The sequence below is a fragment of the Luteibacter sp. genome (genome assembly GCF_035539195.1).
Classification (GTDB): Bacteria; Pseudomonadota; Gammaproteobacteria; order Xanthomonadales; family Rhodanobacteraceae; genus Luteibacter.
This window is the reverse complement of the sequence record NZ_DATLIW010000009.1, coordinates 117,742-130,799: the sequence shown is the minus strand read 5'-3', so window position 1 is coordinate 130,799 and position 13,058 is coordinate 117,742. Positions and strand designations below refer to the sequence as shown.

Annotated in this window: 11 protein-coding genes; 4 read left to right on the top strand and 7 right to left on the bottom strand. The window is 59.0% G+C overall.

Features of this window, described 5'->3' with window-relative positions; translation table 11 throughout:
* Positions 1–9: 9 nt before the first annotated feature.
* The 4 genes from rfbF to VM621_RS02820 all read left to right on the top strand — a co-directional run bounded on the left by rfbF (position 10) and on the right by VM621_RS02820 (position 5,127).
* Positions 10–777 carry a glucose-1-phosphate cytidylyltransferase gene (rfbF, locus tag VM621_RS02835; protein ID WP_325467476.1) on the top strand — a complete coding sequence of 256 codons (768 nt, stop codon included), beginning with the start codon at positions 10–12 and terminating at the stop codon, positions 775–777.
* 2 nt (positions 778–779) lie between these two features.
* The gene (locus VM621_RS02830) at positions 780–1,835 is read left to right on the top strand and encodes a lysylphosphatidylglycerol synthase transmembrane domain-containing protein (RefSeq protein WP_325467475.1); all 1,056 of its coding nucleotides are present in this window, start codon (positions 780–782) and stop codon (positions 1,833–1,835) included.
* Positions 1,832–3,166: an NAD(P)/FAD-dependent oxidoreductase gene (locus VM621_RS02825; RefSeq protein WP_325467474.1), complete on the top strand. Its 1,335-nt coding sequence runs from the start codon at positions 1,832–1,834 to the stop codon at positions 3,164–3,166. The genes VM621_RS02830 and VM621_RS02825 overlap by 4 nt, the downstream gene beginning before the upstream one ends.
* Positions 3,167–3,513: 347 nt before the next feature.
* Positions 3,514–5,127, top strand: a complete 1,614-nt coding sequence (locus tag VM621_RS02820; protein WP_325467473.1) for a DUF7024 domain-containing protein — start codon at positions 3,514–3,516, stop codon at positions 5,125–5,127.
* A gap of 134 nt (positions 5,128–5,261) precedes the next feature.
* Here VM621_RS02820 and VM621_RS02815 read toward each other — a convergent pair whose 3' ends face one another.
* The 7 genes from VM621_RS02815 to VM621_RS02785 all read right to left on the bottom strand — a co-directional run bounded on the left by VM621_RS02815 (position 5,262) and on the right by VM621_RS02785 (position 12,907).
* Positions 5,262–6,428 (bottom strand): nucleotide sugar dehydrogenase, encoded by a 1,167-nt coding sequence (locus VM621_RS02815; RefSeq protein WP_325467472.1) that lies wholly within the window; start codon positions 6,426–6,428, stop codon positions 5,262–5,264.
* Positions 6,429–6,599: 171 nt separating this feature from the next.
* Entirely contained in the window at positions 6,600–7,925 is a 1,326-nt protein-coding gene (locus VM621_RS02810; protein WP_325467471.1) for a hypothetical protein, read from the bottom strand.
* 32 nt (positions 7,926–7,957) lie between these two features.
* Positions 7,958–10,012: a hypothetical protein gene (locus VM621_RS02805; RefSeq protein WP_325467470.1), complete on the bottom strand. Its 2,055-nt coding sequence runs from the start codon at positions 10,010–10,012 to the stop codon at positions 7,958–7,960.
* A 16-nt stretch (positions 10,013–10,028) separates the two neighbouring features.
* Positions 10,029–10,628, bottom strand: coding sequence for a hypothetical protein (locus tag VM621_RS02800; RefSeq protein ID WP_325467508.1), 600 nt, complete (start codon positions 10,626–10,628; stop codon positions 10,029–10,031).
* Positions 10,625–11,023, bottom strand: coding sequence for a GtrA family protein (locus VM621_RS02795; RefSeq protein ID WP_325467469.1), 399 nt, complete (start codon positions 11,021–11,023; stop codon positions 10,625–10,627). The genes VM621_RS02800 and VM621_RS02795 overlap by 4 nt, the downstream gene beginning before the upstream one ends.
* Complete coding sequence (locus VM621_RS02790) at positions 11,007–11,960, bottom strand: glycosyltransferase (protein WP_414674478.1); 954 nt, start codon at positions 11,958–11,960, stop codon at positions 11,007–11,009. Before VM621_RS02790 ends, VM621_RS02795 begins: the two co-directional genes overlap by 17 nt.
* The gene (locus VM621_RS02785) at positions 11,957–12,907 is read right to left on the bottom strand and encodes a UDP-glucuronic acid decarboxylase family protein (RefSeq protein ID WP_325467467.1); all 951 of its coding nucleotides are present in this window, start codon (positions 12,905–12,907) and stop codon (positions 11,957–11,959) included. The genes VM621_RS02790 and VM621_RS02785 overlap by 4 nt, the downstream gene beginning before the upstream one ends.
* Positions 12,908–13,058: the final 151 nt, after the last annotated feature.

Sequence of the window (13,058 nt, the reverse complement as noted above, 5' to 3'; positions counted from 1 at the left end):
GGCCCAAACATGAAGGCAGTCATCCTTGCAGGCGGTCTCGGCACGCGTATCGCGGAAGAGTCCGATTACAAACCGAAGCCGATGGTCGAGGTCGGCGGTCGTCCGTTGCTCTGGCACATCATGAAGAGCTACTCGAAGCACGGGATCAAGGACTTCGTGATCTGCTTGGGCTACAAGGGCTACGTGATCAAGGAGTACTTCTTCAACTACTACCGCCACACAGCCGATCTGGAAATCAATCTCCGCACGGGTGAGGCATCGGTGCTGGATACGCAAGCCGAGGACTGGACGATCACGTTGATCGACACGGGCCAGGACACGATGACCGGCGGCCGGGTAAAGCGTGTTCGCCAGTACCTCGGCGAGGAAACATTCTGCCTGACCTATGGCGACGGTCTGTCCGACATCGACATTTCGCGGGAAGTATCGTTCCATCGAGAGCACGGCAAGCTGGCCACCGTTGCTGCAGTACAGCCGCCGGGCCGCTTCGGTGTCCTCAACCTGGGAAAAGACGCAAACGTGGCGAGCTTTGAAGAGAAGCCCCAGGACGAGATCGGTTGGATCAACGGCGGCTTCTTTGTCCTTGAGCCGTCGGCGCTGGACTATATCGAGGGCGACGACACATCCTTCGAGCGTGCCCCGCTTGCGAACCTTGCCAAGGACGGACAGCTCATGGCATTCCAGCACCACGGCTTCTGGCAGCCCTGCGACACGCTGCGCGACAAGCGTGAACTGCAGGCGCTATGGGATACCGGCAGTGCTCCCTGGAAGGTATGACGATGCTCGATGAGCCCGTACCCCTCACCGCTCCGACGAAGGGCAAGAACGGCATCGTTCGCCTGATCATTGGCTGCGCCCTGTCCGCCGTGTGCCTCTACTTTGTATTCCGTAACATTAGGTTCGAGGAAGTCGGGCGCGCACTCGCAACGTTTCACTGGCCGTATCTGATCGTCGGTGTGCTTTCCCTCGCGGTTGGTTACACGGCACGTATCTTCCGCTGGAAGCTGCTACTCGAGGCATGCGGTCCAAAGGTTACGACGGTAGCATGTGCCAGTCCTTTCCTCGCTTCGATCGCACTGAACAATGTCCTACCGTTTCGCCTGGGAGACGTTGTCCGGGCACTGGTTTTTCCGGCTGCCCTGGGCGTAACCAAAACCGGTGCGACCGCCACTCTCGTTCTTGAGCGACTGGTTGACCTGCTCACGTTGCTCATGTGCCTCGCGGTCGCCGCGTCCTTCTTTCCGAAGGGTGCGCTTCCCGCCTCGGTCGTGGATATCGTCATCGTCCTCTCGGTGATCGGTAGTGTCGCCTTGCTTGGCTTGATCCTTTTTACGGGTCTCATCGTGCGCTTTGTTCGGTGGTTCGCTAGGCGAATCGAGCCGAAGGCACCGACGAAAGTGGTCGTTGTCGTGCGGGCGATCGCCGACCTCGTCGAGGCACTGCAGTCGATCTCGCGCATGCGCACGGTCTTCGCCGCGCTCGCCATATCGTTTGTAGCCTGGGCGGGCGAACTCGGCCTCTATCTGGCGCTCATGCAAGGTATCGGCATGGCGTTCTCCCTGCCTGGAGGCCTGCTGCTTATGTCGATGGCCACGATAGCGACGCTGGTACCTTCCTCGCCCGGCTATGTTGGCCCTTACCACCTCGCCGCGTTCACCGCAGCGCATTTGATGGGTGGATCGTCAACGCAGGCCATGACGCTAGCCGTCCTGTGCCATCTGGGCGTGTGGCTTCCTACGACGATCGCAGGCGCGACCGTCATGATTTTCAATCGCAACCTGTTCAATGCGGCGCGCAACCAGGCCTCACTCGAGGCACCCGGAGATATAACATGAACCACCCCGCCCCTGTTTATGACGCCGCCATCGTGGGTGCAGGCTTCGCCGGTCTCGTTGCCGCGTTGCGCCTCGCCCAAACAGGCAAGAAAGTCGTGGTGCTAGAGTCGGATTCGTCCCCAGGCGGCCTCGCCGGAACCTTCGATTTCGACGATGGCGTACGCATCGAGAAGTTTTACCATCACTGGTTCAACAACGATGCATACGTCCCGAAGCTCGTTGAAGAACTTGGCCTTAGCGATCTCATCCTGACGCTGCCCTCTCGGACGGGCATGTATTACAACGGCCGCCTCTGGAAGCTGTCCACGCCGCTCGACGTACTTCGCTTCAGCCCCCTGCCGTTCATCGACCGCATTCGCCTTGGCTGGTTGGTTTTTCAGGTCCGGAAGGTGAAGGATTGGAAGGAGATCGAACATCTGACCATTCGCGAGTGGCTCGAACCCCTCTGTGGAAAGAAGGTGTTCGAGCTTGTCTGGGAGCCGCTCATTCGTTCGAAGTTCTCTGTATTTGCCGAAGACATCAACGCGGTATGGTTCTGGAAGAAGCTCGTGCTTCGTGGCAGCACCCGCGATCCGAAGGGCGGCGAACAGCTTGCCTATTTCCGTGGCGGTTTTGGCCGCCTCGCAGAAGCGATTGCGGAGCGGATCGTGTCTCTTGGTGGCGAGATCCGCTACAACGCACCGGTTACTGGCACTATCACGGCCGGCGACAGGATCCACGCGCTGCAAACGGGCGGCGATGAGGTCACTGCCAAGAGTTTCCTGTTCACACCGTCCTTCAAGATCATCGCGAAGATTCTGAAGGATGCGCCAAAGGCTTGGCTCAATTCGCTTGAGCGTGTCAACTACCTCGGCAACGTCTGCCTTGTCATGGAACTGACGCACAGCCTGTCGGATACCTACTGGATCAACGTCAATGACCCAGGCTTCCCGTTTGTTGGCGTCATCGAGCACACGAATCTCGACGACAGCTCTCACTACGCGGGGCGTCATATCGTATTCCTCTCCCGCTATCTCGCAACCTCGGACGAGACTTGGTCCATGAGCGACGACGAGTACCTCCAGTACGCGCTACCTCACCTTGAGCGGATGTTCCCCAAGTTCCGTCGGGACTGGGTGAAAGAATTCCGTATCTGGCGTGCTGACTACGCGCAGCCGGTCACTGAGCGCGGCTACTCGGAATACGTGCCGGCGGAAGAGACGCCTTATAGAAATGCCCTGATCTCGACCATGGCCCAGATCTATCCCGAAGACCGCGGAACCAACTATGCCATCCGCGAAGGCACTCGCATGGCGGAGCGCCTTTCGGATTTGTCAAAGCAGGATGCCTGATCATGGATGACGGACGAGGCAACATCGGCTCTCACTTGGTGCGCGGCGGGCGTTCGCTCACGGTAGCGGCCACGCTCGCGCTCGGCGCATGCATTTTCGCTTGGGCATTCCCGTATGGGTACAGCGCCAGTCCGGATCTAGCACATCATTATGGCCTCATCCGCTGGTTGATGGAGCATTGGGGCGTCTCTGGGGACGCTGCATCGATCCTTGGCGAAATGAGCATCTATCCAAGATACGCGCACATATTAGCCGCTGTCCTAGGCACCGCCGCACACTCGCCATTCCTGGGGATGCAGCTCGTCACCACAGCATCGCTCGTTGCCTGCTGGATAGCGCTCGCTTCCATGTCGCAGCTCCTGCGTGGCCGTGCATCGTGGATCTTCGTCTGCACCTTCGTCGTCCTCATCGCGGCGAACCAGGCAACCATCAGTCTAGATCTCGTTGGGCACGAAATCGTGGTCAACTATTTCTTCTCGCAACTAGCTGGGCAAGCGTGCTTTCTGGCCATCGTCGCATTGTGCGCACGTGCAGAGGCCGACAAGGGATCCGGCATCGTCTTGCCGTTTGTGGTGATTGCACTGGCCGTCCTCATGGCCGGCATCCACCTTGTGCCAGCAATCGAAGGACTGGGATATGGATTAGTCCTGCTTTCTGCGCACGCATTATCGGATAGGCGGACCTGGCTGCTACGGTCTGCCGTGCTGCTAGGCGCTGTCGGCATCGGGGCGGCGGCGATCTACTTGCACCCGGCATTTGCTGCGTCGCGCTCGATCAGTGAGAACAACGGCTTCCTCCCGCTCTCTTCGGTTACGACACTTCCCCGACTAATGCTACTCGCCGTAACTACCGGCCTCGCGTCGCTGGCCCTCATCTGGATTTCGCTGCCTTGGTATCGTTTCCATCTGCCGCGAGTAGCGACCGTGGCGCGCCACATCGGGTCTGCGGGAGCCGCAATCGCATTCTTGTGCATGTTGCAGGCGGTCGCAGCAGCCGCGCATCTAGGTTCGGAATACGCGGTGCGCAAGTACGCTTTTGGGCTCTCCACGATTCTCCTGATGGAGATCGCTCTGCTCGTGACCGTATTCTTCTCGAAACGCTCTGCGCAAGATTCAGCGCGCGCGCCTTTTGCCTGGTCGCAGCCAGCGATAGTTCTCGCTGCATTATGGATCTTTTCGTTCTCCGGCAGTCGTCCCGACGTGGACGCGCCGTCGTTTCTAGCCCTGGAAAACGCCGCCACGGTAGCTAAGGAAATTGGAGCCGTTAACGGCGAACACCCAGCCTACGCTCGTGGCCTCGTCCTTGGCGACATGAGCAATGTTGCCAACTACCTCGTATCGCAGGCCATCTTCGGCGCCCCACGCGACGGGAACGTCTTCGCGCCATTGTACGACCGCGAGTTTCCGGCACCCGAAACCGTAGGCGCCATATTCAGTTCGACGAACAATCCTAGCATTTGGTCGGATGACGGCTGCGTTCGGACCCGTCTCGACGGCGGCTTTGTCGTGAGCAGCGGGCAGTGCATACGCGCAAGATTTTCCGATGCGTGCCGGGAGACATTAATCTTCTCCTTCAAGGGATTCCTTTCAACGAGCATGATGACGGGTTTCAGCAACGCCGAGGAGGGGGGGCGCTGGACGGAAGGGAGTCGCTCAACGATCACGTGTCGCAGGGCGGAGGGCGACCCTGACTGGACGCAGCTCAAGCTCGACGTTCAACCGTTCAGCCCCAACGGTCACGTGCAGGCTGTCGAGATTTCAATCGACGGCGTTTCCGTGGGGAAGTATTCGCTCACCGATGCCGCCACCTTGACGGTAACTCTCCCCGAAGCAGCTCGCAACGATCATCACGCGCTCAACGTGTCACTTTCGCTTCCCAATGCACTCTCACCAAAGGAAGCTGGTCTGAGCTCCGATGGTCGCAAGCTTGGGCTCATGCTGAAGAGGCTCACCCTTCAATGAAAGCGTCGATGTCGCGGCGCCTTGATGGGTTAGACCAGCGGATGTCATCTCCCTGCGGTCCGTTTTATTAGGTCCACACAGGTTGAAAAAGGCCGGGAGTCTGCACCCGGCCTTTTCTATGGTTGCAACGCAAATCAGTTGTCGCCGAACAAGTCTCTTGTGTAGACCTTGTCAGCAACGTCAGCAAGCGACTCTGACATACGGTTGCTGATGATGACATCCGCCTCCTGCTTGAACCGGACAAGGTCGTTCACGACCTCTGAGTGGAAAAACCTCTCCGACTCGAGCACCGGTTCGTAGACGATGACTTCAACACCCTTCGCCTTGATGCGCTTCATGATTCCCTGGATGCTGGACGAACGAAAGTTATCCGATCCGCTCTTCATGATCAGGCGATATATCCCGACGACTTTCGGCTTGCGGCGAAGAATATCGTCGGCAATGAAGTCCTTTCGCGTCGTGTTCGACTCGACGATCGCCTTGATCAGCGTCTGCGGAACGCTCTGGTAGTTAGCAAGCAGCTGCTTGGTGTCCTTGGGCAGGCAATAGCCGCCGTAACCAAAGGAAGGGTTGTTGTAGCCACCACCGATACGCGGATCCAGAGAAATACCTTCGATGATGTGCCGGCTGTCTAGCCCGTGCGTTACCGCATAGGTATCCAGCTCATTGAAGTAAGATACGCGCATCGCGAGATACGTATTGGCGAACAGCTTGATAGCCTCGGCCTCGGTTGAGTCCGTAAACAACACGGGCACGTCCTCTTTCTCGGCACCCATCTCGAGCAGGCCAGCGAAAATCTTCGCCGCCGGCGAATGATCGCCCACGATGATGCGCGAGGGGTAGAGATTATCGTGCAGTGCCTTGCCTTCCCTCAGAAACTCGGGCGAGAAGATGATGTTATCCACCCCGAACTTCTCGCGCAGCTTCTTCGTGTAACCCACCGGAATGGTCGACTTTATGACCATGGTCGCCCGGGGGTTGATCTCGATCACTTGCCGAACCACGGCTTCGATCGAGCTAGTATTAAAGTAATTGGTGTCCGGGTCGTAGTCGGTTGGCGTGGCAATGACGACGAACGACGCGCCCTCATAGGCATCTTTCGGATCGAGCGTCGCGCGGAAGTTCAACCCGCCTCCCGAAAGCGCAGCCTCAAGCTCTGCGTCGACGATCGGGGAGCGCTTCTGGTTCAGCATGCTGACCTTGCTCTCCACAATGTCCAGGGCGACGACTTCGTTGGCCCTAGAAAGCAGGACGCCGTTTGACAAGCCTACGTAACCAGTTCCAACGACGGCAATTTTCATAGTCATGCTCATTCCAACTGATTGTGTGAGGCGACCCGTTCATCGGGACGATGGCTACCTGGATCGTCGCCAGGCCTCGTTCGTTCCGGCCTTTCAGAGGTCAGTCGACGGAAGATACATCGGCGACGGTGGATAAGCGTCAGCTATCCACCGGCATGTCACATCCCGAGGTCACGCGTGTCTTGCATGACTGTCGAGAGACGAACTCCGGGCTTCATTCAACCTGCGCCGCGTTATCTGGACAAGTGGTGCCGCCAAGCGAAGAGCCAGGTAGGAAATCACCACCAGTTGCCACAACACATACGGCCAACGGACGTTGCTCATTATCTTCCACGCAGATCCCGTCACGAATGGTCGCCAGAGTGCGCTGAACTCCGGGGCGTACCAGCAAAGATGTTCTTGCGCATAGTTGTTTGCCCAGCAAACATCCATCTCCCTCTGGCCGAACAAGTAGCCGTCCAGCGAAACCCACGCCGAGAGCAGAAGGACCGGCAACATCAAAGCACAGCGTATCGGTTCAGCCCGCGCCGATCGCAGGCCGACGGCAAGCAGGAGCGATGCGGGGGCCGACAGGAAAAGAAAGAAGCGGGGCCCCCAAAATGAGCCGCCATACCAGGCCCACCACTTTGCATAGGTCACGACAGGCAAGGCAAGAGCAATAAAAGCGACCAAGGTAGCCTCCCGATCCAAACCGGTGGCCCTCCGGACATCGCGGGACAAGCCAAGTAGCAGGGCCGGCATGAAGAATACCAGTCCCTTGCCGAACGAAAGAGTGATGGCCATCAGGCCCAATAGCAACGGATAGCTGAAACCCGGCTTTCCAGAATACGGCAGGACTGTAACGTTGCCGTGCTCGTCAGCCGAAAGATATCCCTGTCCGAGCCCAGCATGCTTGAACCACATCTCAAGCAAGACAAGGGCGACCGCAATGCCGACAGCGGCAAGGGGCGCCTTCCTCTTGTATACGAGAAACAAGATGACCGCGAACCCGACAAGCGAAGGGAGCAACGCAGGCGTATTCACGCATCCCAGGGCAAACAACACAGCGGATATCGCGGGCCGCCGGTCTAATAGCAACGCGGCCTGGAACACACACAGAGACGTCAACACCTCGCCATAATAGTTCTGCAGGTGGTGTGGAAACATCGACGCAGACAACATCAGCAGCCACCAGGCACGGCCAACGCCCGGCGCGTACCGGGCGGCCAACTCGCGATAGATGAAGATGCCGAATCCCGCAAATACGGCAAGGTTGAACCACGCGACGAATCCGACAAGCTCGGCCTCAACGAAGCGCCCAAGCCATGCAAGGGGCATGGATAGAATTGGCTGCACAAAGGAAAACTTCGAGAACCCCTCATCGCCGCCCAAGAATGCCCGGACAGTCTGGAATCGCACTGCTCCGTCTCCATCAATGGTGGGGTGCAGGGTAAAAAACAGCACAATGAAGCCCGTGCAGATAAGCGCCCACTCCCACGCCTTGAACAGAGTCTTCATATCCCTTCCTCTCAGGCGTTCCTTACCCCTCGTCACGGTGCGAGCTCATTCAGCTCCGTCGAGGCAGGAGCCACGCCACGGTCGTGCAACCACAGCCGCCCTTCGAGAACCGCGCTTACGACCAGATGCCCATGTTCACCTGCAGTCACCGGCACGGTGAAAGTTACCCTGCGAGTCTCTGCCGGCATGATGTCCGAGTCGCCGCCGATGTCCACGCGCGGGATCCACCCGTCAGGATCAATCGGGGTTTGGTCGCCAACCTTCTGCCAGGAAAGACGCAACGGATTAGGCGCGGACCAAGCGGCCAACGCGTGAAGCGACCCATTTGAGATCGCCACTGTGACGCGGTATGAGTCACCCACTCGCTGCAGAGACTCGATCCGCAGAGATATCCCGGAGATCTCGTTCACGGGAATTTCGCTCAGAACGCCTTCCGAGCAGGACGTCTGGCCGACGATAACTATCGGCTCCGCCGCGCTCTTGGGAAAGGGCTTCTTGAGTCGCTGAGCAAAGAACGCCTTCGCTGAGTCGAGCCGATCCGACGCCTGCCGACAGGGACTTTCGTCTCCGCGTGGATCGTAGCCAGGCGGGATGTTCCCCGAGTAGCCGTTCAGCGTAGGCAATCCCTTGTCCTGTGCCAGGATCACGCCATCAAGCTCAGAATCGTAGGACGCGACGTCCGTCCTCAGAGGATTGAAAACGATGGCACGAGCGGGCATGGGCGAAGGAAGCTCGCTGGCAAGATGCGAAATGCGTCCTCGGGCTTGTTCCATATCCAGTTTGATCGTGGTGGTGGCGCCGGACTCGCCGATCATGATAACCACGAGCGCCGCGCCGAGGATCTTCCAGTGAGTCCTCACGGAGCTCATGGCATCTACGCCGATCGCCACCAACAAAGCGACCGGCAGCGTCATCACCACCACGATTCGTGAGACCGCCCGAACCGATGTAATGCCGGGAAGCCTCGCGATAACCATGTACAGCGAATGGCCACCCACACTCAACGTAAGTACCGCAAGCAGCAGGACGGAAACGAATGCCACCCACCGCATGCGAAGCGTCGAGTGGATCAGTGCAACGATTACCAGTCCCAGGATGCCAATACCGAAAAACATCTGCTGCTCGGGCCGCATCGGTACCGAGGTCACGAAACGGCGGCTCAAATCACCCCAAATTGTCGACGCATCGGCCAATAGGTAGCTCTGCGGCCGCGGAAGCATCGTCACGATTTCTTCGGGAGCCCGCTGGAATGCGTAGACCTTTGAATAGTGAAGGTACGGATGCATGAGCCAGATCAGGGCAAGTACCGCCATGACGATCATCGTCACGGCCTGAATCAGTTGTCGCCGAGTCGCTGGCTCCTGCCACCGGCGCCACTGCTCAAACCAATGCTGTGGTCCGTAACCCTCGACTATCCACTGAGCCACGGCCCACACGCCGATAAGCAACAACATGAAGTAGCCAAGATAGATGGCGATGTAAAACTGCGCGACTGTGGCGAGTGCGAGCCAGCCGAGCCACCGCCATTCACCGGTCTCGCGAAAACGCTGCCACAACAGCAGGCCCGCTGGGATCAGGCAACGAAATGTCAGCTGCGCATGCCCATGGGTGGCTATGACGGGCAACGGGAAGGTAAAGGCGAACGCACCCAGTGCGCTGGCCAAGGGCGAGAACCGCAACTTGCGAAGCACAACGTGACAGACGATGAAGTTGACCAGGTATCCCGACAGATACCAGAGGTCGAAAGCGTCGTAACGATCCCATCCCAGCGAGCGAATTACCGAATAGAGCCAAGCGGTACCCAGATGATTGTCGGAAAACGTCAGGGTGCCCGGCATTGGGTAAAAGAACGACGGGCTCATGAAACTGCGATCGGCACCAGTTACCCAGCGATAGAAATGCTCAAGCACGACGCTATTGAAACGTGCATCACCAAGGTCGCCGGGCACGCAGGCCAGATGGCAGGTCTGCGCGAGCGGCACAAACCAGAAGCCGACGAGAAGCACCAGCAGCGGTGCGACCCAACGCCAGGCCCAGCCACTCTCCATCTGGCCATGAGCAGAATGAGAATGAGAGATAGGGTGCATCGCGATTCCTTCGCGGTCAGTGGCAGCGATAGTCCGTCGCCATCACGCTGTTGCGGAATGGGTCGGTCAGCGCATCGGTGTATTGACCCATCAGCAGGCGATGGGTCGGCAAAAGGTTCTGTCGGTAGAAACGGCTGAACGTGGCGAGGCGCATGCCCCACGGCGTCAGCTTCACGCAGCCATCCTGGATCACGATGGTCCCCGACTGGAGCTGCTCCGTAAGACGCACCTCGACCAAGTGGTGTTCACGAACATACTCTTCGGTGAACACCTGCCGGAACGCATCCTCGCGGATACCACCGCCGCGTTGCTCGAGCTTCTCGAGGATGTAAAACGAAAGCGAGCGATCGATCACCGTCGGTACCGAAATGGCGAATGCATAGCCGCCGAGCAGCCAGATGAGGACGAGTTGCGCGACTTCCAGGCCGGTGAACTCTCGAAACCAGCGACATGCGGCAAACGCGCCGATAACCAGCGCCGCCGCAATCACAGCGTCGAGGATCGTGGCGTAGAACACCACGTTGACACGGAAGAACCGCATGTGGATGTAATAGATCGCCAACAACGCGACGACAAAGACCACCGAGGGAACCAGCGCGCGTAAATACTTGTTCATTTGAATACCAGGAGTTTGTTCGCTACGAAGCTGAAAGCCATCTGCATGCATGTTGCAAGGACGAACCCAACGCGATAGTCGAACCCAAGGCGATCTGCCCAGACGTACATCACTGTTGCATGCAGCAGTGCGATAACGGCATATACGCCAAGGAACAGCGAGCCTTGTTTCACTACGCTGCCTTCCTGCCCGCGGAAGACGAAATAGCGGCTACCCAGGAACGAGGCGGTTATGCCAAAACACGCTGCGATGGCGTTGGCCTCCCCTGCCAGGGGCACGTGCAGCACCTCCATGCAGAAGCGCAGCATGCCAAAATGAACCGCCGTCGCGACGAGTCCATTGATGATGTAGCGGACGACCTGCCCACCCAGCGCCGCCTTAGCGCTCGCGGGCATGCAGCACCTCGTCGACAAACTCGCGATAGCCACCGACGCTCAGCACCCCGCCGCCACGCATCATGCCGGACAGCATCAGGATGATCAGCGTGAGTGCCGCAGTCTGCAGGAACACTAGCAAAAGAATGCCAAAGGCAAGCGAGAACCAGCCTGGCGTGGCGAAGCCGAGCGCCTTGAGGAGCATCGCGGTGATTCCACCCACGACGGACAGGCCGGCCACGAGCGTGCAGGCGATACCCACGCGAACGAGTACGTCTTCAGCAAAGACCATGAGGGCGCGGAATCCGTGAAGCGCGAGGCCGACGAAATTCATCTTGCTCTTGCCCGCATAGCGCGGGCCGCGATCAAGCGGACAGCTTTGCACGCGCAGCTTGGACCCGAGCACGCAGGCGGCTACGTGCGTCCACAATTCCTGCATCGACGCCAGTCGACGTACGGCCGGCATCTTCGCCGCCATGAAGTTGCCGAAGCTGATCTTGCGCCCGCTGAGCAGCGAGAAAAGCGTTTTGTATACGACGTAGAACGTCTTGAATTTGACCGACTCTACGCGACTCTTGCGCTCGCCCACTACAACATCGACGTCGGGAGATGACAGGCCAGCCAAGAGCTCCGTAATGCTTTCCGGTGTGTCCTCGCCATCGGAATCCATGACAATCACCGTCGCGTCGTCGCCGAAGTGCTCGGCGACGTAGCTCAGGCCAATGGCAATGGCGCGCTGATGGCCAACGTTGCGGCGCAGCCTCACGACAACGCCATCAAGGCCTGCAACCGCGATAGCGGCTACATCGAGCGGCTGGCGAACAGAACCGTCGTCAACAGCGACGATGTAGGTGTCGGCCCCCTGCGTCCGTGCCAGTTCCTGGAAAAGCCGGGTGGATGCCTCGACATCCTCGTACACCGGCATTACCACCACCTTCGTTATCGCCATCGTACTCATGCCTGCAGGCGGTGCCGGAAGTACGCGATCGTTTCCTTCAGGCCATCCTCGAGGTTGACCTTGGGCTCCCAGTCGAACGTCGCCTTTGCCAGGCTGATGTCCGGCTGGCGCTGCTTCGGATCGTCCGAGGGCAGCGGCCGATAGACGATGGTCGAGGTACCACCGACGAGACCGACCACGGTCTCGGCCAGCTCGAGCATGGTGAATTCGCCCGGGTTGCCGATGTTCACCGGACCGGTGAAATCCGCTGGGGATTCCATGAGCCTCAGCATGCCTTCGATGAGGTCGTCGACGTAGCAGAAGCTGCGAGTCTGCATGCCATCGCCATAAATGGTGATCGGCTCGCCCTTGAGCGCCTGCACGATGAAGTTACTGACAACGCGCCCATCGTTGGGGTGCATGCGGGGACCGTACGTATTGAAGATACGCATGACCTTGACTTCGAGGTTGTGCTGGCGCCAGTAGTCAAAGAACAAGGTCTCGGCGCAACGCTTGCCCTCGTCGTAGCAACTGCGGATACCGATCGGGTTTACGCGGCCCCAGTAGCCTTCCACCTGCGGGTGTATCTCCGGGTCGCCATAGACTTCGCTGGTGCTGGCCTGCAAGATGCGGGCACCGACGCGCTTGGCCAGGCCAAGCATGTTGATCGCACCATGCACGCTGGTCTTGGTGGTCTGCACCGGGTCGTGCTGGTAGTGCACCGGCGATGCCGGGCACGCCAGGTTGAAGATGCGATCGACTTCGACGTACAGAGGGAACGTGACGTCGTGGCGCATGAGTTCGAAGCGCGGATGGGACAGGAGCCCGTCCACATTGGCCTTGCTGCCGGTGTAGAAGTTATCTACGCACAGAACATCATGGCCGGCCTCGATGAGGCGATCGCACAGATGGGACCCAAGGAAGCCAGCTCCGCCGGTTACCAGCACACGTTGTTGATTTACAGACATTTCCATTCCTCGGGATCCACGGGTGTCGGCACTGGGGCGCGCAGCCCGCCGCGTTGCCAACCGCCCCCTCTAATTCTTTCGATTGTATGCGAACTCGACGCCAGCCAGCGCGGAGGTTCCGCCCTTGGTGCGCCTTTGGTGCGCCCTTCGG

Bases quoted from the DNA above. Each gene is read 5' to 3' on its own strand.
- rfbF (WP_325467476.1), top strand. From the start codon at position 10: ATGAAGGCAGTCATCCTTGCAGGCGGTCTCGGCACGCGTATCGCGGAA.
- VM621_RS02830 (WP_325467475.1), top strand. From the start codon at position 780: ATGCTCGATGAGCCCGTACCCCTCACCGCTCCGACGAAGGGCAAGAAC.
- VM621_RS02825 (WP_325467474.1), top strand. From the start codon at position 1,832: ATGAACCACCCCGCCCCTGTTTATGACGCCGCCATCGTGGGTGCAGGC.
- VM621_RS02820 (WP_325467473.1), top strand. From the start codon at position 3,514: ATGTCGCAGCTCCTGCGTGGCCGTGCATCGTGGATCTTCGTCTGCACC.
- VM621_RS02815 (WP_325467472.1), bottom strand. From the start codon at position 6,428: ATGAAAATTGCCGTCGTTGGAACTGGTTACGTAGGCTTGTCAAACGGC.
- VM621_RS02810 (WP_325467471.1), bottom strand. From the start codon at position 7,925: ATGAAGACTCTGTTCAAGGCGTGGGAGTGGGCGCTTATCTGCACGGGC.
- VM621_RS02805 (WP_325467470.1), bottom strand. From the start codon at position 10,012: ATGCACCCTATCTCTCATTCTCATTCTGCTCATGGCCAGATGGAGAGT.
- VM621_RS02800 (WP_325467508.1), bottom strand. From the start codon at position 10,628: ATGAACAAGTATTTACGCGCGCTGGTTCCCTCGGTGGTCTTTGTCGTC.
- VM621_RS02795 (WP_325467469.1), bottom strand. From the start codon at position 11,023: ATGCCCGCGAGCGCTAAGGCGGCGCTGGGTGGGCAGGTCGTCCGCTAC.
- VM621_RS02790 (WP_414674478.1), bottom strand. From the start codon at position 11,960: ATGAGTACGATGGCGATAACGAAGGTGGTGGTAATGCCGGTGTACGAG.
- VM621_RS02785 (WP_325467467.1), bottom strand. From the start codon at position 12,907: ATGTCTGTAAATCAACAACGTGTGCTGGTAACCGGCGGAGCTGGCTTC.